Raw genomic sequence first — 21836 nt, 5'->3', positions numbered from 1 at the left:
GCAGGTCGTGACGGCGGCCGATGGGCCCGCCCCGCCTCCCCGGCGGAGGGTGGAGCCATGAACGACACGACCCCCGCCCTCGCTCTCACCGGGCTCACGAAGAGCTTCGGCGAGCTCACCGCCGTGGACCACGTGGACCTCACCGTCCCCCGCGGCCAGATGCTCGCCCTGCTGGGCCCCAACGGCGCCGGCAAGTCCACCACCACCGAGATGATCCTCGGCCTCGCCACCCCGGACTCCGGCACCGTCGAGGTGTGCGGCACCGCCCCCGTGACCGCCGCCCAGGAGGGACGCGTCGGCGCGATGCTCCAGAACGGCACGCTGCTCGAGGACGTGCCCGTGCGGTTGCTGCTCTCGCTCGTCGCCGGGGTCTGCGCGCATCCGCTCCCGCTCGACGACGTCATCGAGCGGGCCGACGTCTCCGGCCTGCTCCTCAGGAGCACCTCCCGCCTCTCCGGCGGCGAGGCCCAGCGCGTCCGCTTCGCCCTCGCCCTCCTGCCGGACCCGGAGGTGATCCTGCTGGACGAGCCGACGGTCGCGATGGACGTCGAGACCCGCCGCCGCTTCTGGGAGCGCATGCGCCACGTCGCCGCGGAGGGCCGCACCGTCGTCTTCGCGACCCACTACCTCGAGGAGGCGGACCAGGAGGCCGGCCGCGTCGTCGTCATGGACCGCGGCCGCATCGTCGCCGACGGCACCGGCGCCCAGATCAAGGAGCGGATCGGCGGGCGGGTCCTCACCCTCGCCCTCCGCGGCGGCGCGACCGACGCCGCCCCGCTCGCGGCCCTGCCCGGCGTGAGCGCCGTCGACCTGCTCGAGGACGGCCGGCTGCGCCTCGCGACCACCGACTCCGACGCGACCCTCGCGGCCCTGTTCGCGCCCGGGGGCCTCGGCGCGACCGGCGCGGCGCGCGACATCGCCGTGACGACCCCGAGCCTCGAGGACGCGTTCCTCCAGCTCACCACTCACTGACCAGCCCGCATCCCGACACCCAGGAGCCCGTCATGACCGCCGTCCCCGCCGCCGCGGAGCCCGTTCCCGTCTCGCACACCCTCGCCGGGCCGCGCACCGTCCCGCAGCTCGTGCGCACCGCCCGCTACGCCGTCGCCACGACCCGCACCACCCTGCGCAACGGCATGTTCGTGTTCTTCACGATCGCCCTGCCCGTGCTGCTGTTCCTCATGTTCAACCAGATCTACGGCACCCAGGCCTCCGGGGAGGCCGGGCAGAGCGTCGGCACCTTCATCATGGTGAACATGGCCGCGTACGGCGGCCTCGGCGCCGCGATCAACGCGGGCGCGATCATCCAGACCGAGCGCAGCAACGGCTGGCTGCGCCAGCTCATGGTCGCCGGGCTCATGCCCCGCAGCTTCGTCGCCGGGAAGCTCGTCGCCGCGATGGTCGTCGTGCTGCCCGCCCTGTTCGGCGTGTTCCTCGCGGGCATCCTGCTCGCCGGGATCAACCTCAGCGCCCTCGAGCTCACGCGCTCCCTGCTCACCCTCTGGGTCGGCATGGTCCCGCTGGTCCTGCTGGGCCTCGCCGTGGGGCTCGCGCTCAAGCCGAGCGCCGTCGGCCCCGTCACCACGATCGGCATGATGATGCTGGCCCTCGTGGGCGGCCTCTGGTTTCCCTTCGAGATGTTCCCCGACTGGCTGCAGAGCGTCTCGCTGTACACGCCCACCTACTGGCTCGGCCGGCTCGGCGCCTGCGGGATCATCGGAGAGGACCTGCCCGTGCGCGGCGTCGTGACGCTCGCCGCGTGGGCGGTCGGCCTCGCGCTGGTCTGCGCGCTGCTGCTGCGCCGCGCCGCCCGCGGCGCCTCCCGACGCTGACGCCCCGCCACCGCGGCGGAGCAGGAGAGGGGAGACTGGGGCCATGACCACCGAGACCGCGCGCCGGCGACGACGACGGTCCCGCACGGCCGGCGCCGTCGGGCTCGAGTTCCCGCGCACGCCGCGCGGCGTCCACCAGGCGGCGCGGGCCTCCGGGGCCCTCGCCTACAACGCGCCCTCGCTGCTCTTCCTGCTCTACGTGCTGATCCCCGCGTGGACCGAGCTGTCGCCCGTGCGGGCCGTGGTCGTCACCGCGCTGTGCCTCCTCTACGCGCTGCTGTTCGCGTACACGGCGGGGATGCGCGCCTACCCGGTGCGGGACCGCCTCGTCTGGCTCGGCGCGAGCTGGGTCGTGCTGGGCCTGCTGGGTCTCCTGATCCACGGCGAGATCCTCTACATGATCATGTTCGTGCAGGTCATGCACGGGATCCTGCTGCCGATCAGGGTGGCGAGGTTCGTGGTGCCGGGCCTCGCCGCGGTCGCGGTGCCGATCGCCGTCGTCCTTGAGCAGCCGATCGCGATCATCCTCGCGCTCGTGGGCGTCGTGCTCTCCCTCGGCGTCGCCGAGGGGATCGAGCGCTCGATCCTGCAGGAGAAGCTCGACGCGGCGGAGCGGCGCAGCGCCGTCCTCGCCGTCGCCGCGGAGCGCGAGCGGATCGGCCGCGACCTCCACGACATCCTCGGCCACTCCCTCACCACCATCACGGTCTCCGCGCAGCTCGCCCAGCGGCTCCTGGACGCGGACCCCGCCGCGGCGAAGGCGCAGCTCGCCGAGATCGAGAGGATCTCCCGGCAGTCCCTCGCGGACGTCCGCACCACGGCGAGCGGCATGCAGCAGGTGCGCGCCGCGAGCGAGATCGCCTCCTCCCGCAGCGTGCTCGAGGCGGCGGGCGTGAGGCCGGAGGTGCCCCCGGCCCTGCCCGCACTGCCGGACGACCGCGCCGAGCTGTTCGGCTACGTCATCCGCGAGGGCGTCACGAACGTGGTGCGCCACGCCCGCGCGTCCCGCTGCATGATCCGTCTCGAGGAGGACCTCGTGCAGGTCGCCGACGACGGCGCCGGCATCCCCGAGGGTCGCGCCCGCAGCGGCCTCGCGGGCCTCGCGCGCCGCGTCGAGGAGCACGGCGGCACCCTCGACGTGGACTCCGACGACACCGGCACGCGGCTCACCGCGCGCCTCCCGCGCCTCACCGAAGGAGTCCCCGCATGACCGCCCCGCTCCACGTCGCGCTCGCCGACGACCAGGCCATCCTCCGCAGCGGCCTCGCCGCGCTGCTCCGCCTCGAGAGCGACCTCGAGGTCATCGGCGAGGCGGCGACCTGCGCGGAGACCCTCGACCTCGTCGAGGAGGCCCGGCCGGACGTCCTGCTCCTGGACGTGCAGATGCCTGCCGGCACCCGGGCGGGCGGCGAGCCCGGCCCGGCCGACGGCCTCGAGGTCGCCGAGCGCCTGCACGCCTCCGGCTCGCCGACCCGCGTGATCGTGCTGACGACCTTCGGCCGCGCCGGCTACCTGCGCCGGACCCTCGAGGCCGGCGCAGGCGGCTTCATGGTCAAGGACGCCCCCGTCGAGCGGCTCGTCGACGCGGTGCGGCGCGTGCACCAGGGCCTGCGCGTCGTGGACCCCGAGCTCGCCGCACAGTCCCTCGCCGCCGGCCCGAACCCGCTCTCCGCGAAGGAGACCGAGGTGCTGCGCGCCGCCGCGCTCGGCGGGACCACCGGTGACATCGCGGCGCGCGTGTTCCTCTCCGAGGGGACCGTGCGCAACCACCTCTCCTCCGTGATCGGCAAGCTCGGCGTCACCAACCGCGCCGAGGCGGTGCGCTCCGCCACGGACAACGGCTGGCTCTGACGCCCGGCACCGGGGCCGCGTAGGCTTCTGCGGTGCGTGCGATCGAGGACATCCTGGTGGGGCTGATCCATGTCAGCGTCCCCGTCTTCGCGATCGCCTCGATGCTGTCGATGGGGCTGCGCACACCGCTGCGATCCTTCGGCGCCCAGCTCCGGGACCGCCGCACCGTGCTCGCGGTGCTCGGCGCGAACTTCGTCGTCGTCCCCGCCGTGGGCACGCTCGTGCTGTGGCTGCTGAGCGGGATCCTGCCCGCGCAGACGGGGGAGGGCTTCGTCATCGCCCTGTGCGCCGCCGGCGCCCCCTTCGTGCTGCAGCTCGGGGCGATGGCCCGCATCCCCTACGGCGAGACCGCGGGGCCGATGACGGTGCTGCTGCTCGGGTCGATCGTCTTCATGCCGATCGTCGTGCCCTTCCTCCTGCAGGACGTCGAGGTCGACGGCTGGGCGGTCGCACGGCTGCTGCTCGGCACGATGCTCTCGCCGATGATCGCGGGGATCGTGCTCGCCGCTGTGTTCCCGCGGCGCGCGGACCGGATGGCCCGCGTGGCCGGCGCCGCGGCGGCGGTCTCCGCGGTGCTCATGTTCCTCTCGGGCTTCGGCGCGAACTCGGGCGTCGTCATCGAGCTCATGCTCTCGCCCGCGCTGCTCGTCGCCGCCGGGCTCGTGGCCATGGCCTTCGTCGCCGGCCGCGCCGCGGGGGACCTCGCCGGCCCCACGCTCACCGTGCCCGATGGCCCCGCGATCCTCTCGAGCCAGCGCAACATCGCCGCCGCGCTGCTCGTCGCCCGCGGGGACGGCATCGACCCGTCGGTGGTCGTCGCGATCCTCGTGCTGAGCGCCGTGGGCTTCGTCCTGCTCGTGCCCTACGCCCTGGTCACCGGGACGGTGCGACGCCGCCGCGACGGGGAGAGGATCACCGTCGGCGTGCTGCTGGGGATCGTCGGCCCCCGCTCGGACTGACCGCCCCCGCCCGCTCACCCTGCGGTCGAGCGACGTCTGCTTCCCCTGTCGGGAAGCAGGCGTCGCTCGAGTGTCCGCGTCCCCGCGCCGTGCCCCGTTAGCCTCGGTGCATGCCGTCGCTGTCCGTGCTCGTGATCCTCGAGGGCATCTTCACGCAGGCCACCTACGGCCCCATGATGCAGGGCCTGCTCGCCGGCCACGACGGCCCCGCGCTCGTCTACTACCTCGACGTGAGCCTGCCCGAGACCCTCCGACGCCATGCGACCAAGCCCATCGCCGGGCACGTCGACGGGCCGACGGTCGCCTCCTGGTACGAGCCCCACGACCTGCTCGGTGCGCCCGGCGAGGTGGTGCTCGGCGAGGAGCTCTCGGAGCACGCCATGGTCGAGCGGCTGCTGGCGGACCTCGCCGCGCTCTGAGCCGTTCCGCGCTCGGTGAACGGGAGGGCCCGGCCGCGTCGCGGGTCGGTCCCAGCGCCTAGCCTGGGACCGTGTCGTCCCTCCTCCGCATCGTGCGGTTCACGCGCTCCCTCACCCCCCTCTACCTGACGATCATCGCGGCCTCGGTGCTCACCGCCGTCGCGAACCTCGCCGTCCCCTTCATCATCGGCCGCGCCACGGACACCGTCGCGGGCGCCGTCGGCGGCGACCTCGCCACCGGTGACGCCGTGCGCACCGTGCTCTGGCTCGCCGGGGCGCTGCTCGCCGTCGAGCTCGCCACGACCGTCGTCTCCAACGTCGGCGGCTGGTTCGGCGACGTCATGGCGAACCGCCTGCGCACGATCCTCTCGGTCCGCTACTACGACAAGCTGCTGCATCTGCCGCAGCGCTGGTTCGACACGGAGCTGACGGGCACGATCGTCGCCCGTCTGAACCGCTCCATCGCGGAGATCTCGCAGTTCGCGAAGACGATGTCGAACTCGTTCGCGACCATGCTCATCACGACCGCGGCCGTGCTCGGCATCAGCGCCTTCTACTTCTGGCCGCTCGCGGTGCTGCTGATCATCGTGTTCCCGATCTACGTCTGGCTCACCTCGCTCACCTCGGTGAAGTGGCAGAGGCTCGAGGGCGAGAAGAACACCGAGATCGACATCGCCTCGGGGCGCTTCGCCGAGGTGATCGGCCAGATCCGGGTCGTGAAGTCCTTCGTGCGCGAGCGCGGTGAGCTCGGCGATTTCTCGCGCCGCTTCCGCTCCACGGACGCCACCACCCGCGCCCAGTCGACGCACTGGCACTCGATGGACGTGCTGCGCCGCGCGGTCCTCAACATCATCTTCTTCGCGGTGTACGCGATCATCTTCACCCGCACCGTGCAGGGCCACTTCACGCTCGGCGAGATGGTGCTGCTGATCCAGCTCATGAGCATGGCCCGCCAGCCGGTCGAGTCGATGAGCTGGGTCATCGACGCCTCGCAGCGCGCGATCGCCGGCTCGAAGGACTACTTCCGCGTCATGGCGACCCCGGTCGACGCCCGCACCGCGGCGATGCTCGCCGCCCAGGAGGACGCCGACAGCTCCGACGGCTCCGGCGGGGCCGGGGCCGAGGAGCCGCGGCGCGCTCCCGGCTCCGCGGCCGTCGGCACCCTCGACTCGGTGCCCGGTGCTCCCGTCATCGCCTTCCGCGGCGTCGACTTCGCCTACGAGGACGGCGAGGACGTGCTGCACGGGATCGACTTCGCGGTGGACCGCGGGGAGAAGGTCGCGCTCGTGGGGGAGTCCGGCGGCGGCAAGTCCACGATCGTCAACCTGCTGCTCGGGCTCTACGAGCCGCGCGAGGGCCGGGTCGAGGTGGGCGGCCTGGACACGGAGCAGCTGCCGCTGGACGCCCTGCGCTCGCGGATCGGCGTCGTCTTCCAGGACGCCTCGCTGTTCTCCGGCACGATCGCGGAGAACATCGCCTACGGCCGCCCGGGGGCGAGCCAGGAGGAGGTGGCGGACGCCGCGCGCCGCGCGAACGCGGACGCCTTCATCCGCCGCTTCCCCGGCGGCTACGAGCAGCTGATCGGCGAGCGGGGGCTCAAGCTCTCGGGCGGTCAGCGCCAGCGCATCGCCGTGGCCCGCGCGATCCTCAAGGACGCGCCGGTGCTCGTGCTCGACGAGGCGACCTCGGCGCTCGACACGAAGGCGGAGCGGCAGGTCCAGCGGGGCCTGGACGAGCTGATGGAGGGGCGCACCTCGCTGATCATCGCGCACCGCCTCTCGACGATCGCCGCGGTGGACCGCATCATCACGCTCGAGGACGGCCGGATCGACGAGATCGGCACCCCGGCGGAGCTCGCGGCCTCGGGCGGCATCTACGCACAGCTGCTCGCGCTGCAGGACTCGGGGCAGACCAAGCGCCTGGCGAAGTTCGGCATCACCGGCTGACGGGCGCGGCGAGCATCCGGGCGAGGCGGGCCGCCTCGGGGGTGCTCACGAGGATCTCGTCCACGCCGGTCACGTCCCGGTCCACGGCGAGGCGCAGCAGCGGCATGCCGCGGCGCATCGCGACGAGCCGGCGGGTGCCGTCCGGGTGGCGGAAGGTGCCGAGCTTGCGGAACCCGGAGACCACGAGCCCGCTGCGGATCCCGAGCACCTCGTGGGTCCACCCCTCCTCGGCGCGGACGCCGCGCACCGCGGTGAGCGGCACCGCCATCCGCGACCGGCCGGTCATCATCGCCTCCCATCCGGGGAACTCGATGGTGAGCTGGGTGCTCTCGAGCCTGGTGTGCGTCATCGTCCTCACCGCTCCTTCTCGTGACCCGTCCCGATAGACTGGTCTCATAACGAGAACGTTATCAGTGTGAGAATGATTGGGGAAGGCATGCCCTCGGATCCCTCCGCCCTCGACCTCGTCCTGCACCCCGTGCGCTCGCGGATCGTCCAGCAGCTCGGCGGCCGCACGCGCACCACCGCCCAGCTCCGCGAGGCGCTGCCCGACGTCACCCAGGCGACCCTCTACCGCCACGTCACCGCGCTCCTCGACGCGGGCGTCGTCACCGTGGTCGAGGAGCGGCGCGTGCGCGGCGCGACCGAGCGCACCCTCGCCCTCGGCGACGCCCTCGCCCACGTGGACCAGGAGGGCCTGCGGGCCATGAGCACCGCCCAGCTCGCCTCCGCCCTGCGCGTCTTCCTCGCCGACCTCGCGGCCGACGCGGACCGCGCCCTCGCGGCCGACGCCCCCGCCCTGCGCGAGCTCTGGGGCTTCGGCCGCGGGCCGATCCACGTCGACGCCGACGACCTCGCCGCGATCCAGGAGGGCTTCGCCGCGCTCCTCGCCCCGTACCTCGAGGACGGCGGCGAGGGGAAGCACCGCGTGAGCCTCGCGACCGTGCTGCTGCCCGAGCCCCCCGAGCCCCCGTCGGCCGCGAGCACTCAGGACTGAACCCCGGGCCCGCCGGGAGCTCGGGCCCAGCTGCTGTCCTGCTGATGTCCAGGGCCCGCCGCTACGATGGTGCGCGTCACATGACGGGGGATATCGAAGGAGACACCATGGGCTTCATCCAGGCATTCAAGGGCGCTCTCGGCGGCATGCTCGCGGACCAGTGGAAGGACTTCCTGACGGTCCCCGACGGCCTCCCGCCGACGGCGGCGCTGTTCGCCGCGGTGCCGCGGGGGACGAACGCGGGGCGCGGCTCGAACACCCGCGGCAGCGAGAACGTCATCACCAACGGCTCGAAGATCGTGGTCCCGCAGGGCTACGGCCTGATCACCGTGATCGACGGCCGCGCGACGGCGCTCATCACCGAGGCCGGCGGCTACGAGTTCTCCGACTCCTCACCGGACGCCCAGTCCGTGTTCGCGGGGGAGGGCTTCCTCGCCTCGACGATCGGCATGTCCTGGGAGCGGTTCAAGTTCGGCGGCCGCCCCACCTCCCAGCAGCTCGCGTTCTACGTGAACCTCAAGGAGATCCCGGACAACCGCTTCGGCACGCAGTCGGAGATCTACTGGGACGACGCGTACCTCAACGCCCAGGTGGGCGCCGTGACCCGCGGCTCGTACACGCTGCGGATCGTGGACCCGCTGCTGTTCGTGCACAACTTCCTGCCCGCGACGTACCTCTCCGCGAACGCCCCGGTCTTCGACTTCGGCGACGTGGACAACCCCGCGGGCGGCCAGCTCTTCCAGGAGGTCGTCGGCTCGCTCGCCGCCGCCTTCTCGAAGTACACGAACGATCCCGACAAGGGCAACCGGATCACGAAGATCCAGGGTGACTCCGTGGGCTTCGCGCAGTCGCTCTCCGCCGCCGTCGAGGAGAACTACCGCTGGTCCACCGATCGCGGCCTCGCGATCGTGAAGACCGCGATCGTCTCCATCGAGTACGACCAGCGCACCCGCGAGCTGCTCACCGAGGTGCAGAAGGCCGATGCGCTCTCCGGCGCCCGCTCGCAGTCCTACCTCAACCAGTCCGTCGCGCGCGGCGTGCAGGCCGCGGGGGAGAACGGCGGCGGCGCGGGCCTGGCCATGTTCGGCGCCGGCGCGGGCGCCGCGGGCGGCCTCGTGAACCCCGTCCAGCAGACCGGCGTCCCGCAGCAGCAGCCTCAGCAGCAGACGGCCCCCCAGCAGCAGGCGCCCGCCCAGGGCCGCGGTGACGACCCGGTCGCGAAGCTCGCCCAGTACAAGCAGATGCTCGACCAGGGGCTCATCTCCGAGGCCGATTACGAGGCGGCGAAGAAGAACGCCCTGGGTCTGTGACCGGAGGCCGCTGAACCGTCATGTCCGTGCCCCCGCAGCAGCCGCCCTGGCAGCAGCCGTCGGGCCCCACCCAGGGGCCCGGCGGCCCGCCCGCCCCGCAGCGGCAGCCCACCCCGCCGCAGGGGGAGCGGTCGCCTGCGCCCCCGCAGCAGGCCGCCCCTCCGCAGCAGCCCGCCGACCCGCAGGTCCCGACGGGACCGCCGGCAGGCGGCGACCGCGTCGTCGACACGAGCTCCTCCGTGGGCGACGGCCTGCACAAGTGCCCGCGCTGCGGCAGCGCGGAGATCCGCTACTCGATCCCCGCCCGCGCGCTCGAGTGCGCGTACTGCCGCCACCACTGGAACGAGGAGGTCGCGGAGCAGAAGTTCGGCCTGGACTCCTCGATCGCGGAGCTGCAGGGCCACACCCTCGCCTCCGGCACGGCCGACGTCCGTGAGGACCTCACCACCGTCACCCTGAAGTGCCAGGGCTGCGGCGCCGAGGTCGTCATCAACATCGCCGAGCAGATGCAGTCCCGCTGCCACTGGTGCCGGCAGACCCTCTCCGTCAACAGCCAGATCCCCGGCGGGGCCGTGCCCGACGCCGTGCTGCCCTTCCTCCTCACCCGGGAGGAGGCCGTCGAGCGGATCTCCGCCTTCGTCGACAAGCGCCGCTCCTTCGCGAGCCCCCGCTTCAAGCGCGAGTTCGTGCCCGAGAACGTCATGGGCGTCTACATCCCCTACATGGTGGTCGACGGCAACATGCACGCCGAGCTGCGCGGCACGGGCGAGGTCACGACCCGCTCGTACACGGTGCGCCGCAAGGTGGGGGACAACTACGTCACCGAGCAGTACTACGACGCGGACGTCTACCAGGTCCAGCGCGGCTTCGACCTGCTCGTCAACGACCTCGCCGTCGAGTCCGCCCGCCGCTTCCAGGCGGAGGACGCCTCCCAGGCGACGAACAACGTCCTCAATGCTGTCCAGCCGTACGACACGGCGAACGCCGTCGTCTACAACTCGAGCTACCTCACCGGCTTCACCTCCGAGCGCCGTGACCTCAACGTCCGCGACCTCGACCAGGACGTCGAGGAGGACTTCCTCGCGATCGCCCGCTCCAAGGTGCAGCCCACCGTCGCGAACTTCGACCGCGGGGTGCGCTGGGAGCAGGAGGGCGTCGCCGTGCGCGGCACCCGCTGGGTGTCCGTGTACGTGCCGGTGTGGCTGTACAGCTACGCGGACAGCGCCAAGGGCGACGGCTCCCTGATCCACTACATCGCCGTCAACGGCCGCAACGGCAACACGATGGGCTCCGTGCCCGTCTCCCACCCGCTGATCTTCGCGCTCTCGTGCGTCCTCGGGACGCTCGCCGCCGTGATCGGCGGGGCGATCGGCCTGGCTTGGTTCCTCAGCTGAGCTCGCACCGGAAGGACAGGACCCCATGAACGACCTGCTGCTCGCCCTCACCGGCGATCCCGGCGTCACCACGCTGCTGGCCGGGAACTCCTCCGGGGACGGCTCCGCCGGGATCCTCTTCCCCTTCCTCGCGGGGCCCGCCGTCTTCATCGCGGTGTACCTCGGGATCTATCGCTTCTACCGCAACACCGACAAGCGCCACGAGTTCGAGCGCAAGACGGAGGTCTCGGTCGGCAACCTCAGGAGCGCCGATCGTCGCGTGGGCTCGAACAACCGCCAGCGCTCGCGCCGGATGAACGGCTCCAACGAGGACGACCACCTCGTGCGGGTGCAGCGGATCCAGGTGCGATGACCACCCCGCGCGGGGCCGGTGCGGGCGAGGCCGACGCGATCGTCGTCGGCGCCGGGCTCGCCGGCCTCGTCGCGGCGTGCGAGATCGCCCGGGGCGGGCGGAGCGTGCTGCTGCTCGAGCGGGAGGGCGAGCAGGACCTCGGCGGGCAGGCCTGGTGGAGCTTCGGCGGGCTGTTCATGATCGACACCCCCGAGCAGCGCCGCCTCGGCATCCGCGACAGCCTCGACCTCGCCCGGCAGGACTGGCTCGGCACCGCCGCCTTCGACTCCCCCGAGGACCACTGGCCCCGCCGCTGGGCGGAGGCCTACCTGCAGTTCGCGGCGGGGGAGAAGCGCTCCTGGCTGCATGCCCTGGGGCATCGCAGCTTCCCCGTCGTGGGCTGGGCGGAGCGCGGCGACGGCCGCGCCGAGGGGCACGGGAACTCGGTGCCCCGCTTCCACGTCACCTGGGGCACCGGTCCCGGCGTCGTCGAGCCTTTCGCCCGCCGCCTCGCCGAGCTCCGTGCGAGCGGGCAGGTGCGTCTGCTCACCCGGCGCGCGGTCACCGAGGTGCTCGTCGAGGGCGGTCGCGCCGTCGGCGTGCGCGGAGACGTGCTCGCCGAGGACCCCGCGCCGCGCGGCAGCGGATCGAGCCGCGAGGTCGTGGGGGAGTTCGAGCTCCGCGCGCCCGCGGTGCTCGTCGCGACCGGCGGGATCGGCGGGAACGCGGAGCTCGTGCGGGAGCGCTGGCCCGAGGAGCTCGGCACCATGCCGCACGACATCGTCCACGGGGTGCCGGAGAGCGTGGACGGCAGCGGCATGATCGCCGCCCACGCCGCGGGCGGCAGCTGGATCCACCAGCGGCGCATGTGGCACTACACCGAGGGCGTGAGGAACTGGGACCCGGTGTGGCGCGGGCACGGCATCCGCATCCTCCCCGGCCCCTCCTCGCTCTGGGTGGACGCCCGCGGGCAGCGACTGCCCGCCCCGGCCTTCCCCGGCTTCGACACCATGTCGACGCTGCGCCACCTGCGCACCACCGGCCACGACCACTCGTGGTTCGTGCTCACCCCCGCGATCATCGCGAAGGAGTTCGCGCTCTCCGGCAGCGAGCAGAACCCCGATCTCACGGGCCGCGACTGGCGGCAGGTCCTCGCCCGGGTGCGCCCCGGGGCGCCCGGGCCCGTGCAGGCCTTCCTCGACCACGGCGAGGACTTCCTGCAGGCGGGGAGCGTCCCCGAGCTCACCGCTGCGATGAACGCGCTCGTGGGGGAGGAGCTCGTGGACGCCGTCGCGCTCGAGCGGACGATCCGCGCCCGCGATGCCGAGGTCGTCAACGCCTTCGGCAAGGACGCGCAGATCACCGCGCTGCGCGGCGCCCGTCGCTACCTCGGGGACCGGCTGATCCGCACGGCCGCCCCGCACCGCCTGCTGGATCCGGCGGCGGGCGGGCTCATCGCGGTGCGCCTGCACGTGCTGCTGCGCAAGACCCTCGGCGGGCTCGAGACGGACCTCGGCGGGCGCGTGCAGCGGGCGGACGGCACCGGCACCCTGCCCGGGCTGTACGCGGCGGGGGAGGCGAGCGGCTTCGGCGGCGGCGGCATGCACGGCCACAGCGCCCTCGAGGGGACCTTCCTCGGCGGCTGCCTGTTCTCCGGCCGGGAGGCCGGCCGCGGGATCGTGGCGGACCTCCGATGAGCGCGGGCCCCGGGCACGGCACCGGCCGCGCGCTGCTGATCACCGGCGCGGTGGGCGTCGGCAAGACGACCACGGCCGACGCGGTGGGCGACGAGCTCGAGGAGCGCGGGATCCCCGGGGCGGTCCTCGACGTTGACGCCCTGCGCCGCGCCTGGCCCGCCCCGCCCGGCGACCGCTTCCACGCGGCCCTCACCCTGCGCGCCCTCACGGCGCTCTCCGCGATCCACCTCGAGGCCGGGGCGCAGGTGCTCGTCGCGGCCGAGGTCATCGAGGAGCGCTCCGCCCGCGACGCCTACGAGCAGGCCATGGGCCTCCCGCTCACCGTGGTGCGGATCCGCACGCCGCGGGAGCTGGTGCGGGAGCGGCTCCGCGAGCGCCACGCTCTGGATCCCGAGGGCCTCGCCTGGCACCGTGACCGCTTCGACGAGCTCACCGCGATCCTCGACGCCGCCGCCGTGGAGGACGTGTCCGTGGAGCAGGTCGGCTCCCCGCGCGAGACGGCCCGCGCGGTGCTCGCCGCGGCGGGCCTCTGAGCGGGAGCGACCGGTCTCAGTCCGCGGTGCCGCGTGCCCCCGGCAGGAGCACCGTCGAGAAGTCGTGGTCGCCGTGTCCCGCGGCGATCTCCGCGTCGAGGGAGGCGAGAGCCCCGCGCAGGGCAGGGAGGTCCGCGCCGGGGCGGCAGCCCTCGGCCCCGTCGGACGCGGAGGCGACCGTGTCGATCATGAGCCGGGCGTCCTTCGCGATCGCATCGGCCGTGAAGTCACCGCCCTCCGTGCCGCGCTCGCCGCGCACGAAGGAGCCCTTCATGCCGGCGATGAAGGCGAGGCCCGTCGAGCCGAGCATGTCGAGGGTCTCCTCGTCGCTGACCCCGGCGGCCGCGCCCAGGGCGAGCGCCTCCCGCAGGCCCTGCGCGCTCACCGCGAGGGCGAGGTTCGCGAGCAGCTTCCCGGTCGCCGCGGCCCGAGCGGAGGCCACGCCCCGCAGCCGCTCCGGATCCGCCCACGGCGCCACCAGACCGAGCACCTGCTCGCGCAGGGCGTCGTCCGGCGTGCCCACGTAGACGCCGAGCGCACCGGCACGGGCCGGGCCGAGCGTGCCGACCACGGGCACGGCGACGTAGGTGGGGACCGCGGCCGCGAAGTCGTCGGCATCGGCGGGGGAGACGGTCGTCGTGTCCACCCACGGCACGCCCGCGGGGACCAGCCCGGGCGCGAGCACCGTCTCGCGCACCGCGTCGGGTCCGAAGAGCGAGGTGACGATCAGCTCGGCGCCGTCCACGGCCTCCGCCGCCGTCGGCGCCACCCGTGCTCCCGCCTCCGCGAGCGGGGCGGTGCGGGCGGCGGTGCGGTTCCACACCGTCAGCTCGTGCTCGGTCAACAGGTGACGGGCCAGCTCGGTGCCCATCCGTCCGGTTCCCAGGAAGGCGATCCTCATGCCGCCAGTCTCGCACCGTGACCGTTCCCGGCGACGGCCGGTCCGGCGCTCGGGAGGCGCAGCGGACATTCTCGGAGTGTTCACCCACGACGCCCGGCCCGGCTGGCGAGCCGCACCGGGAGCCGTGCATGATGGAGACCATGACCTCGAAGATCACCCGTCGTGGAGCTCTCGCCGCCGCAGCCGCCGCCGGGCTGGGGGTGCCCGTCGCGGGCACCGCGGCCCGCGCCGCCCAGCCGGCCCTCGGGCGTCGCGGCGAGGGGGTGCGGATCGCGACCTACAACGCCTCGCTGAACCGCGCCACCGCCGGGCAGCTCCTGAAGGACCTCGAGTCCGGGACCGACGCGCAGATCCGGGCCGTCGCCCAGGTCATCCAGATGAACAACCCCGACGTGCTGCTCGTCAACGAGTTCGACCACGACGAGGACGGCCGCGGCGCGGACCTCTTCCGCAGCAACTACCTCGAGGTCAGCCAGAACGGCTGCACCCCCGTGCACTACCCCTACGTGTACTCCGCACCGGTGAACACCGGTGTGCCCAGCGGCCTCGACCTCGACCGCGACGGCACCGTGGGCGGCGCGAACGACGCCTGGGGCTACGGCGAGTTCCCCGGCCAGTACGGGATGCTGCTGCTCTCGCGCTTCCCGATCCTCACCGAGCAGGTGCGCACCTTCCAGAACCTCCTGTGGAAGGACATGCCCAGCAACCTCCTCCCCACCGAGTTCTACGGCGAGGAGATCTCCGCGCAGCTGCGGCTCAGCTCAAAGTCCCACTGGGACGTGCCCGTGCAGATCGGCACCTCGACGCTCCACGTGCTGTGCGCCCACCCCACCCCGCCCAGCTTCGACGGGCCGGAGAAGCGCAACCGGCGGCGCAACAACGACGAGATCCGGCTGTGGGCGGACTACCTCCGCGCCGGGAAGGTCTCCCGCTGGATCGTCGACGACGCCGGGGTCGCCGGGGGCCTCGACACGAGCGCCTCCTTCGTGATCCTCGGCGACCACAACTCCGACCCGCTCGACGGCGACTCCTGGCCCGGCGCGATCGACCAGCTGCTCAAGCACCCGCGGATCCAGGACCCCCGCCCCACGAGCACCGGCGCGGTCGAGGCCGCGACGGAGCAGGGCGGCGTGAACCTCGAGCACGGGACCGACCCGAGGTACGACACCGCGGACTTCGCCGAGAACCCGCGCCCCGGGAACCTCCGCGTGGACTACGTGCTCCCCTCGAAGAACCTCAAGGTCACCGACGCCCGCGTCTTCTGGCCGAAGAAGGGCGAGGCCGGCAGCGAGCTCACCGGCGAGCATCCCTTCCCGACCTCCGACCACCGCCTCGTGCGGGTGGACCTCCGGATCACCGGCCGCTGAGCCGGCTGCCCGGCCGAGGGGGAGCGGGCGCTAGGGTCGGGCCATGACTGACGCGCTGCCCCCGGTCCTCGACGTCCCCGCCCTCCACGAGCTGCTCGCGCAGGAGGGGGCGGCGGTGCGCCTGCTCGACGTGCGCTGGGCGCTCGACGGCTCCAAGGGCCACCACTCCTACCTCGAGGGGCACCTGCCGGGCGCGGTCTACGTCGACCTCACCACCCAGCTCGCCGCCCCCGCGGATCCCGCCGCCGGCCGGCACCCCCTGCCCTCGCCGGAGGCGTTCGCGGCGACCCTCCGCGGCCTCGGGATCGACGAGGGCACCCGGGTGGTCGCCTACGACGACACCGACCGCTCGCCCTCGGCCCGCCTCGTGTGGATGCTCCGCGCGATCGGTCAGGACGCCTCGCTCCTGGACGGCGGCCTCGCCGCCTGGGACGGCCCGCTCGAGCGGGAGGACGTGCGGCCGGAGCCCGGTGACGTCGGCCCCCGGGAGTGGCCCGCGGCCGCGATCGCCGGGATCGACGAGGTCGCCGCGGCGGAGGGCCCCGTGCTCGACGCCCGCGCCGCCGAGCGCTACCGCGGTGAGGTGGAGCCCGTGGACCCGCGCGCCGGCCACGTGCCCGGCGCGCTGAACCTCCCCTACGCCGGGAACCTCGACGAGCAGGGCCGCTTCCTGTCCCCGGAGGCGCTGCGCGAGCGCTTCACCGGCGCGGGCCTCGACCCCGAGCAGGAGGTGCTCGTCTACTGCGGCTCCGGCGTCACCGCGACCCACGACGTGCTCGCCCTGCAGCGTGCGGGGTTCTCCCGCGTGCGCCTGTTCCCGGGCTCGTGGTCGCAGTGGAGCAGCGACCCGCAGCGCCCGGTCGCCACCGGCCCCACGCCCTGAGCACGACCCGCTGAGCCCGGCCCCCGCGCGCCGGGATCAGCCGCGGGCGACCTCGCGGATCGCCCTCACGATCCGCTCGTGCCGGCGCCGCTGCTCGTGCTCGCCGCCCGGGGCGACGTCCTGGCCCAGCACGGCGGCCCAGATCGGCACCATCTCCTCGCGGTAGGAGTGCCCGTGCCCACCCTGGGCGCGGACCGAGAGCGGCATGTCCAGGGCGACCTGCCAGAAGGTGATCCACGGGGACCAGCGCATCGCCGGCGTGACGTCGTGCCCCACGCGCTCGCGCAGCCAGTCCGGCTCCTCCCACAGCAGGGACGGCCGCCACCAGGCGACCGGGTCGGAGGGGTGCTGGGCGTAGACCACGCGCGGGGACCGCCACGGCTCGTACAGCCCGCCCCAGTAGTTGCGGTGCAGGTCCCGGGGCCGGGTCACGACCCGCACGTGCCGGCCCTGGTCGATGATCGGCGCGATCGCGGGGGAGCCCGGCCGGGAGCGGGCCACGACCTGCTGCCACAGCGGCGTGAAGGACGGGGTGCCCGTCCAGACGGCGCCGTCGACCTTCGCGAGCAGGTCCGGGAGGTCCCGGAACGCGGCCTGCCCGCCGAACGAGCCGAGCGACTCCCCGGCGACGAACAGCCGGGGCCGGCTGGCCGGCTCCATCGCGTCCAGCCGCCGCCGCACGGCCTGGAAGAGCAGGCGCCCGGCCTGCTTGGGACTGCGCCGGTCCACGACGTAGCTCAGGCCCGAGGTGTAGACGGAGTACTGCATCGACGCGGTCGCGCAGTCCCCGGCGGTGAGGAACTCGATCGCGGAGAGCGACCACTCCTGCAGCCAGCCGGTCCCGGTGCCCGTGAACAGCACGAGCACCTCGCGGTCCCAGGCGCCCGTGCGGTCCAGCTCCGCGAGCACCGCCTGCACCGTCTCCTCCATCGTGCGGGAGGTCGACTTCCCGGCGTACACGCGGATCGGGTCCATGGCGCGCGCGCCGATCGCCGCGGAGATCGCCTCGGGGCTCGCGCCGCCCGAGACGATCTTGCGGCCGGGGGCCCCGAGCGAGGGCCACGACTCGTGGGAGGCGGGGCTGCCGGAGCGGGCGGGGGAGTCCGGGCGCGGCACGTTCGGGGAGATGAGCCGGTTCGCGGCCTCCGCCTGCTCGATCATCTGCTCGAGCACGCGGCCGCGGATCAGGCGGTCCACGGCGACGGCGACCGTCGCAAGGGTCAGCACGAGGGACACCACGCCCAGCAGGCGGGTGGGCAGGTACGGGCGCAGCAGGGCGCGGTAGAGATCCGCGGTCGCCCCGATCGCGCGCACCGCCGCGAGCACGCCGAGCGAGGCGCCGAGTCCCGCGGCCGTCCCCACGAGGTGCGTGGCGAGGTTCTGGGGACGCTGCTGGACCAGATGGCTGATCTCGCGCTGGCGCAGCACTCCCCGCACCCACGAGTAGGCGGAGATCCCGACCAGCGCGGACGCGCCGAGCAGGCGGGCGCGGCGGCGGTGGTCCTCGGCGATCCCGACCTCGAGGCCCAGCGCCGCGGCGCCGCGGCGCACGAGCCGCTCGGCGAGCACACCGGTCGTGTAGCCGTAGGACTGCGACAGCCCGATGTTCACCGCCCACATCCACCACGTGCGCGGCAGCATCGACGGGGTGGTGGCGACCCAGCCCGCGGCCGCGGCGCCCAGGAAGCCGCCGCTCGAGAGCGGCCGGGTGACCTCCGCACGGCGCACCCCGCGGCGGGTCGCGCGGGTCACCGAGCGGAGCGTGCGGGCGGTGCGGGTGAGCAGGTGGGCGAGGCGGGGAGCGGAGGGGCCAGGGCCTGGTCGCATGGTTCGAGGCTAGTCCACGGGCCCCCGTCGGACCCCCTGCGAAGGTCCATCCCCGTAGGCTGGGACGATGAAGATCCTGCTCCCGGACACCATGCCCCTGGACCCTGCGCTGCCCGAGGGCTGGGAGGCGGTCGAGGTCGACGCGCGCGCCCCGATCCCCGCCGCTCACCACGACGCCGAGGCGATCGTCCTGTGGGGGCCCAGCCGCTCCCACCTCGAGTCCGCCGCGCGGGACCTCACCGGCGTGCGCCTCGTGCAGTCGCTCTCCGCCGGGGTCGAGAACATCGTCGCCGCGGGCTTCCGCGACGGGGCCGTCGTCACGACCGGGGCCGGCCTGCACTCGCTCACCGTCGCCGAGCACACCGTGGGCCTCGTCCTCGCCCTGCTGCGCAGCCTCCCCGCCTCCCTCGCCGCGCAGTCGCGCCACGAGTGGGACCGCTCGATCGGCGGCCTGCAGCCGCTCAACCCGCCCGAGCGTCTCAACAGCCTCGTCGGCGCCGAGGTGCTCATCTGGGGGTTCGGCCAGATCGGGCAGACGGTCGCCCCGGTGCTCGCCGGGCTCGGCGCGCACGTGCGCGGCGTCGCCCGCAGCGCGGGGGAGCGGTCGGGCTTCGAGGTGATCGCGGAGGCCGACGTCGCCGCCGCGCTGCCCGCGACCGACGTCCTCATCGACATCCTCCCCGCGACCGGGAGCACCGCCCACGCGATCGACGCGGCCGTCCTGGACGCCCTCCCGGACCGCGCCGTCGTGGTGAACGTGGGCCGCGGCGCGACCGTGGACCAGGCGGCGCTGCGGGAGGCGCTCGTCGCCGGCACGATCGGCGGCGCCGCGCTCGACGTCACCGACCCCGAGCCGCTCCCGCAGGACGACCCGCTGTGGGACGCGCCGCGGCTGATCATCACCCCGCACTCCGCGGGCGGGAAGCCCGTGGGCGCGGACGATCGGATCGCCGAGAACCTCCGTCGGCTCGACGCGGGGGAGGAGCTGCTGCACCCCGCGGGCTGAGTCCCCTCAGCCGCGGGCGAGCCGCGCGGCGAGCTCCTGGACCGCGAGCGCGGAGGTCCGCGCGACCTCGTCGAGCTCGAGGTGGAACTGCTGGCCGGCGGCGGGACCGCACAGGTCGGAGACGGCGCGCAGCGCCGCGAAGGGCACCCCGAGCGCCTCGGCCGTGCGGGCGGAGGCCGTCGTCTCCATGTCCGCGCTGAGCGCCTCGGGGAAGCGCTCGCGCATGGGGGCGGCGAGCGGGGCCGTGACGAAGGCGTCCCCCGCGAGCATGAGCCCGCGGCGCACCCCCGCGCCCTCGTCGACCGCCCGTGCGGAGGCCTCCGCGAGATCCGCGATCGCGGCCTCGGCGACATGGCGCTCGGGCCCGCCCGGCACCTGCCCCGGCGCGTAGCCGAAGGCCGTGGCGTCCGCGATCGACCAGGTGAAGGCGTCGCCCACGATCAGGGTGCCCACCTCGACATCGGCGGCGAGACCGCCGCACGAGCCGGCCGCGACCGCCGCCCGCGGGCGCAGCGAGAGGATCGCCCAGGTCGCCGCCGCGGTCGAGGCCGCGACGCCGATCCCCGTGGTGACCACGGCGGTGTCCTGGCCGCCGAGGGCCCCGCGCACGGCCGCGACCCCGGCGAGCGGGACCGCGAGCGGCTCGGCGTCCGCCATGAGCGCGGTGATCGCGGCCGCCTCCTCGGGCATGGCCGCGAGGACCAGCAGCGGTCCGGCGGGACGGGCGGGGGCATCGGGGCCGACGGGCACGTCGGAGGCATGGGTCATGACCGTGAATCTATCGTGCAGGCGGGTTCGTTAGGCTGGGGGCGACCGTCGGCGAGGCGACCTGCGGGTCGCGGGCAGGAGGCAGCAATGGGACGCATCGGGGACGTCGTGCTCCAGGGGGCGCGCACCGTGCGCCGGATCCCGATCCCCTCGGCGGTGTCGCTGCCCGCCCTGCGCGAGGCGCGCCGTGCGCGCCCGCAGGCCGGGGTGCTCAAGCGGCACGGCGTCGAGGTCGAGATGATCGGCCGCACCCGCTGCGTCTGGCTCGACGAGCACCGCGCCGACCAGGGCGTCATCGTGCACCTCCACGGGGGCGCCTACGTCTCCGGCCCCTTCGCCTCGGACTGGGCGTGGCTGTCGCGGCAGGCGGAGGCGCAGGGCTGCGCCGCGCTCATGGTCGACTACCGCACGGCCCCCGACCACCAGCACCCCATCGCGATCGAGGACACCGAGTCGGTGCTCGCCGCGCTCGCCGCCGCGGGCCGTCTCGAGGCGCCCTGGGTGCTCACGGGCCAGCACTCCGGCGGCGGCGTCGCCCTCACCGTCGCGCGGCGCCTGATCGAGCGCGAGGACGTGCCGTCCCCCGGCGGGGTCGTCGTCATGTCGCCGTGGCTGGACCTCGAGCTCGCGAACGCGGGCATCTCGGAGACGGGCGAGTCGGATCCCGTGCACGAGCGCCGGGCGCTGCGCGACGCCGCCCGCGCCTACGCCGGCCGCACGCCGCTGGACGACCCGGAGCTCTCCCCGATCAACGCGGGCCATCGCGGCCTGCCGCCGGTGCACCTCGGCGTCGGGATGAAGGACCTGTTCCTCTCCGACGTCCGCGTGCTCCGCCTCCAGCTCGAGGAGGAGGGCGTCGAGGTCGCCCTGCGCGAGGTGAGCGGCCGCCTGGGCCTGCAGCTGTGGCAGCGGCGCGGCGAGGACGTGGACCGCCTGCACCGTGAGCAGTCCGAGGCGATCGGGCGCGCGCTGGGCCGCTGAGGCCGGGCGTCCCGCCCGGAGCGGGAGTGCGCTCTAGCTCTCGACGATGACGAGGGCGGCGCCGGACTGCGCGGGCGTCCAGCGGCGCGAGGGCAGCAGCTGCACGATCCCGGCGACGAGCAGTCCGTGGCCCGCGATGTACGTCGCCATGACCCACACGTCGCTCATGGGGATCGCGGCGCCCGGGAGGAACCAGTCCATCGCGAGCACCGAGCTCGAGACGAGGAACAGCGTCCCGCCGACCCAGGTCAGCGGGTTCCCGCCGGCCGCGATGAAGGCGGTCACGCCGAGGCCCACCGCATAGGCCGCGACGAGCGGGAGCTGGCTGCCCGCGCCGTCCGCGCACGCGACGAAGAGCCCGATGACGACCGCCCCGTAGGGGATCGCGAGCGCGAGGCGCATGGGGTCGCGGCTGTGCGCCCACTGCGGGGCCAGGGCCGCCGCGTAGAGCAGCAGCGCCACGAGGAAGGCCACGGGGGCGATGAGGTGGCTCGGGTCCGGGACCAGCTGGCCGAGCGAGTCCCCGGCCCAGGCGGCGACGAGGCCGCCGAGGGTGAGGACGGTCGTGCGCTGCATCCGCGGCGCGGCGGTGAGCACGGCGGCGATGAGCAGCGGAGCCAGCAGCGGCTGGGTGAGCCGGCGCAGCGTCTCGGCCTCCGCCGCGACGGCGAGCACGTGGATCACCCCGATCAGGGCATAGCTCCCCCAGATCGCGACATGAGCTCGTCGACACAGGGGCACGGCTCCAGGCTATGGAGGTTTCCGCCGCCGTGGCCAGCGGGAATGCAGGGTGCGCGGGGCACGGCTTGGTAACGGCCGGGCACGGTCGGGTAA

At 74.2% G+C, this 21836-nt stretch carries 22 protein-coding genes; 17 read left to right on the top strand and 5 right to left on the bottom strand.

The features are described 5' to 3' along the window. Window positions 1-57: 57 nt before the first annotated feature. The 7 genes from C1N80_RS00205 (at window position 58) to C1N80_RS00175 (ending at window position 7007) form a co-directional block, all read left to right on the top strand. Window positions 58-972 (top strand): ABC transporter ATP-binding protein, encoded by a 915-nt coding sequence (locus C1N80_RS00205; protein WP_137768916.1) that lies wholly within the window; start codon window positions 58-60, stop codon window positions 970-972. Between the two features lie 32 nt (window positions 973-1004). Next, window positions 1005-1832, top strand: coding sequence for an ABC transporter permease (locus tag C1N80_RS00200; protein WP_137768915.1), 828 nt, complete (start codon window positions 1005-1007; stop codon window positions 1830-1832). 43 nt (window positions 1833-1875) lie between these two features. Then, window positions 1876-3042 (top strand): sensor histidine kinase, encoded by a 1167-nt coding sequence (locus tag C1N80_RS00195; RefSeq protein WP_137768914.1) that lies wholly within the window; start codon window positions 1876-1878, stop codon window positions 3040-3042. Then, a complete protein-coding gene (locus C1N80_RS00190) occupies window positions 3039-3683 on the top strand; it encodes a response regulator transcription factor (RefSeq protein ID WP_137768913.1) in 645 nt (214 codons plus the stop codon). Before C1N80_RS00195 ends, C1N80_RS00190 begins: the two co-directional genes overlap by 4 nt. Window positions 3684-3715: 32 nt before the next feature. Then, window positions 3716-4642, top strand: a complete 927-nt coding sequence (locus C1N80_RS00185; RefSeq protein ID WP_137768912.1) for a bile acid:sodium symporter family protein — start codon at window positions 3716-3718, stop codon at window positions 4640-4642. A gap of 110 nt (window positions 4643-4752) precedes the next feature. Then, a complete protein-coding gene (locus tag C1N80_RS00180) occupies window positions 4753-5061 on the top strand; it encodes a hypothetical protein (protein ID WP_205750653.1) in 309 nt (102 codons plus the stop codon). 71 nt (window positions 5062-5132) lie between these two features. Continuing rightward, window positions 5133-7007: an ABC transporter ATP-binding protein gene (locus C1N80_RS00175; protein WP_137768911.1), complete on the top strand. Its 1875-nt coding sequence runs from the start codon at window positions 5133-5135 to the stop codon at window positions 7005-7007. Here the strand turns inward: C1N80_RS00175 and C1N80_RS00170 are convergent. After that, window positions 6997-7356 (bottom strand): hypothetical protein, encoded by a 360-nt coding sequence (locus C1N80_RS00170; RefSeq protein WP_137768910.1) that lies wholly within the window; start codon window positions 7354-7356, stop codon window positions 6997-6999. The genes C1N80_RS00175 and C1N80_RS00170 overlap by 11 nt on opposite strands. A gap of 87 nt (window positions 7357-7443) precedes the next feature. On the opposite strand from C1N80_RS00170, the gene C1N80_RS00165 reads away from it, so the two are divergent. From C1N80_RS00165 to C1N80_RS00140, 6 genes are all read left to right on the top strand, one after another. Beyond that, complete coding sequence (locus tag C1N80_RS00165) at window positions 7444-8004, top strand: helix-turn-helix domain-containing protein (protein WP_137768909.1); 561 nt, start codon at window positions 7444-7446, stop codon at window positions 8002-8004. Window positions 8005-8111: 107 nt separating this feature from the next. After that, window positions 8112-9314 carry an SPFH domain-containing protein gene (locus C1N80_RS00160; RefSeq protein WP_137771578.1) on the top strand — a complete coding sequence of 401 codons (1203 nt, stop codon included), beginning with the start codon at window positions 8112-8114 and terminating at the stop codon, window positions 9312-9314. Window positions 9315-9340: 26 nt separating this feature from the next. Continuing rightward, window positions 9341-10708, top strand: coding sequence for a TFIIB-type zinc ribbon-containing protein (locus C1N80_RS00155; RefSeq protein WP_240811168.1), 1368 nt, complete (start codon window positions 9341-9343; stop codon window positions 10706-10708). Between the two features lie 25 nt (window positions 10709-10733). Beyond that, the gene (locus tag C1N80_RS00150; protein ID WP_137768908.1) at window positions 10734-11060 is read left to right on the top strand and encodes a hypothetical protein; all 327 of its coding nucleotides are present in this window, start codon (window positions 10734-10736) and stop codon (window positions 11058-11060) included. Then, on the top strand, window positions 11057-12736 hold the full coding sequence (locus C1N80_RS00145) for an FAD-binding dehydrogenase (protein ID WP_137768907.1): 1680 nt from the start codon (window positions 11057-11059) through the stop codon (window positions 12734-12736). The genes C1N80_RS00150 and C1N80_RS00145 overlap by 4 nt, the downstream gene beginning before the upstream one ends. After that, window positions 12733-13269 carry an AAA family ATPase gene (locus C1N80_RS00140; RefSeq protein WP_137768906.1) on the top strand — a complete coding sequence of 179 codons (537 nt, stop codon included), beginning with the start codon at window positions 12733-12735 and terminating at the stop codon, window positions 13267-13269. The genes C1N80_RS00145 and C1N80_RS00140 overlap by 4 nt, the downstream gene beginning before the upstream one ends. 16 nt (window positions 13270-13285) lie before the next feature. Here C1N80_RS00140 and C1N80_RS00135 read toward each other — a convergent pair whose 3' ends face one another. Continuing rightward, on the bottom strand, window positions 13286-14170 hold the full coding sequence (locus C1N80_RS00135; RefSeq protein WP_137768905.1) for an NAD(P)-dependent oxidoreductase: 885 nt from the start codon (window positions 14168-14170) through the stop codon (window positions 13286-13288). Window positions 14171-14310: 140 nt separating this feature from the next. Between C1N80_RS00135 and C1N80_RS00130 the strand changes: the two genes are divergently transcribed. Together C1N80_RS00130 and C1N80_RS00125 are read left to right on the top strand one after the other, a co-directional pair. Further along, window positions 14311-15537: an endonuclease/exonuclease/phosphatase family protein gene (locus C1N80_RS00130; RefSeq protein WP_137768904.1), complete on the top strand. Its 1227-nt coding sequence runs from the start codon at window positions 14311-14313 to the stop codon at window positions 15535-15537. A gap of 43 nt (window positions 15538-15580) precedes the next feature. Continuing rightward, window positions 15581-16420 carry a sulfurtransferase gene (locus C1N80_RS00125; protein ID WP_137768903.1) on the top strand — a complete coding sequence of 280 codons (840 nt, stop codon included), beginning with the start codon at window positions 15581-15583 and terminating at the stop codon, window positions 16418-16420. A gap of 36 nt (window positions 16421-16456) precedes the next feature. Here C1N80_RS00125 and C1N80_RS00120 read toward each other — a convergent pair whose 3' ends face one another. After that, a complete protein-coding gene (locus tag C1N80_RS00120; RefSeq protein ID WP_137768902.1) occupies window positions 16457-18247 on the bottom strand; it encodes an alpha/beta-hydrolase family protein in 1791 nt (596 codons plus the stop codon). A 67-nt stretch (window positions 18248-18314) separates the two neighbouring features. Here C1N80_RS00120 and C1N80_RS00115 point away from each other — a divergent pair, with 67 nt between their 5' ends. Continuing rightward, complete coding sequence (locus C1N80_RS00115; protein WP_137768901.1) at window positions 18315-19253, top strand: NAD(P)-dependent oxidoreductase; 939 nt, start codon at window positions 18315-18317, stop codon at window positions 19251-19253. Between the two features lie 6 nt (window positions 19254-19259). Here the strand turns inward: C1N80_RS00115 and mtnN are convergent, their stop codons facing one another. Further along, entirely contained in the window at window positions 19260-20021 is a 762-nt protein-coding gene (mtnN, locus tag C1N80_RS00110) for a 5'-methylthioadenosine/S-adenosylhomocysteine nucleosidase (protein WP_137768900.1), read from the bottom strand. A gap of 87 nt (window positions 20022-20108) precedes the next feature. On the opposite strand from mtnN, the gene C1N80_RS00105 reads away from it, so the two are divergent. Beyond that, on the top strand, window positions 20109-21002 hold the full coding sequence (locus C1N80_RS00105; protein ID WP_137768899.1) for an alpha/beta hydrolase fold domain-containing protein: 894 nt from the start codon (window positions 20109-20111) through the stop codon (window positions 21000-21002). A 33-nt stretch (window positions 21003-21035) separates the two neighbouring features. Here C1N80_RS00105 and C1N80_RS00100 read toward each other — a convergent pair whose 3' ends face one another. After that, on the bottom strand, window positions 21036-21743 hold the full coding sequence (locus tag C1N80_RS00100) for a lysoplasmalogenase family protein (RefSeq protein WP_137768898.1): 708 nt from the start codon (window positions 21741-21743) through the stop codon (window positions 21036-21038). Window positions 21744-21836 lie beyond the last annotated feature (93 nt).

The sequence above is a fragment of the Brachybacterium sp. SGAir0954 genome (assembly GCF_005490785.1).
GTDB lineage: Bacteria > Actinomycetota > Actinomycetes > Actinomycetales > Dermabacteraceae > Brachybacterium > Brachybacterium rhamnosum.
The sequence above is the reverse complement of the archived record's forward strand: the minus strand, read 5'-3'. Positions and strand labels throughout refer to the sequence as shown.

Excerpts from the sequence above, each read along its gene's own strand:
- C1N80_RS00205 (WP_137768916.1), top strand. The coding sequence starts at position 58 with ATGAACGACACGACCCCCGCCCTCGCTCTCACCGGGCTCACGAAGAGC.
- C1N80_RS00200 (WP_137768915.1), top strand. The coding sequence starts at position 1,005 with ATGACCGCCGTCCCCGCCGCCGCGGAGCCCGTTCCCGTCTCGCACACC.
- C1N80_RS00195 (WP_137768914.1), top strand. The coding sequence starts at position 1,876 with ATGACCACCGAGACCGCGCGCCGGCGACGACGACGGTCCCGCACGGCC.
- C1N80_RS00190 (WP_137768913.1), top strand. The coding sequence starts at position 3,039 with ATGACCGCCCCGCTCCACGTCGCGCTCGCCGACGACCAGGCCATCCTC.
- C1N80_RS00180 (WP_205750653.1), top strand. The coding sequence starts at position 4,753 with ATGCCGTCGCTGTCCGTGCTCGTGATCCTCGAGGGCATCTTCACGCAG.
- C1N80_RS00170 (WP_137768910.1), bottom strand. The coding sequence starts at position 7,356 with ATGACGCACACCAGGCTCGAGAGCACCCAGCTCACCATCGAGTTCCCC.
- C1N80_RS00165 (WP_137768909.1), top strand. The coding sequence starts at position 7,444 with ATGCCCTCGGATCCCTCCGCCCTCGACCTCGTCCTGCACCCCGTGCGC.
- C1N80_RS00160 (WP_137771578.1), top strand. The coding sequence starts at position 8,112 with ATGGGCTTCATCCAGGCATTCAAGGGCGCTCTCGGCGGCATGCTCGCG.
- C1N80_RS00150 (WP_137768908.1), top strand. The coding sequence starts at position 10,734 with ATGAACGACCTGCTGCTCGCCCTCACCGGCGATCCCGGCGTCACCACG.
- C1N80_RS00145 (WP_137768907.1), top strand. The coding sequence starts at position 11,057 with ATGACCACCCCGCGCGGGGCCGGTGCGGGCGAGGCCGACGCGATCGTC.
- C1N80_RS00140 (WP_137768906.1), top strand. The coding sequence starts at position 12,733 with ATGAGCGCGGGCCCCGGGCACGGCACCGGCCGCGCGCTGCTGATCACC.
- C1N80_RS00135 (WP_137768905.1), bottom strand. The coding sequence starts at position 14,170 with ATGAGGATCGCCTTCCTGGGAACCGGACGGATGGGCACCGAGCTGGCC.
- C1N80_RS00130 (WP_137768904.1), top strand. The coding sequence starts at position 14,311 with ATGACCTCGAAGATCACCCGTCGTGGAGCTCTCGCCGCCGCAGCCGCC.
- C1N80_RS00125 (WP_137768903.1), top strand. The coding sequence starts at position 15,581 with ATGACTGACGCGCTGCCCCCGGTCCTCGACGTCCCCGCCCTCCACGAG.
- C1N80_RS00120 (WP_137768902.1), bottom strand. The coding sequence starts at position 18,247 with ATGCGACCAGGCCCTGGCCCCTCCGCTCCCCGCCTCGCCCACCTGCTC.
- C1N80_RS00115 (WP_137768901.1), top strand. The coding sequence starts at position 18,315 with ATGAAGATCCTGCTCCCGGACACCATGCCCCTGGACCCTGCGCTGCCC.
- mtnN (WP_137768900.1), bottom strand. The coding sequence starts at position 20,021 with ATGACCCATGCCTCCGACGTGCCCGTCGGCCCCGATGCCCCCGCCCGT.
- C1N80_RS00105 (WP_137768899.1), top strand. The coding sequence starts at position 20,109 with ATGGGACGCATCGGGGACGTCGTGCTCCAGGGGGCGCGCACCGTGCGC.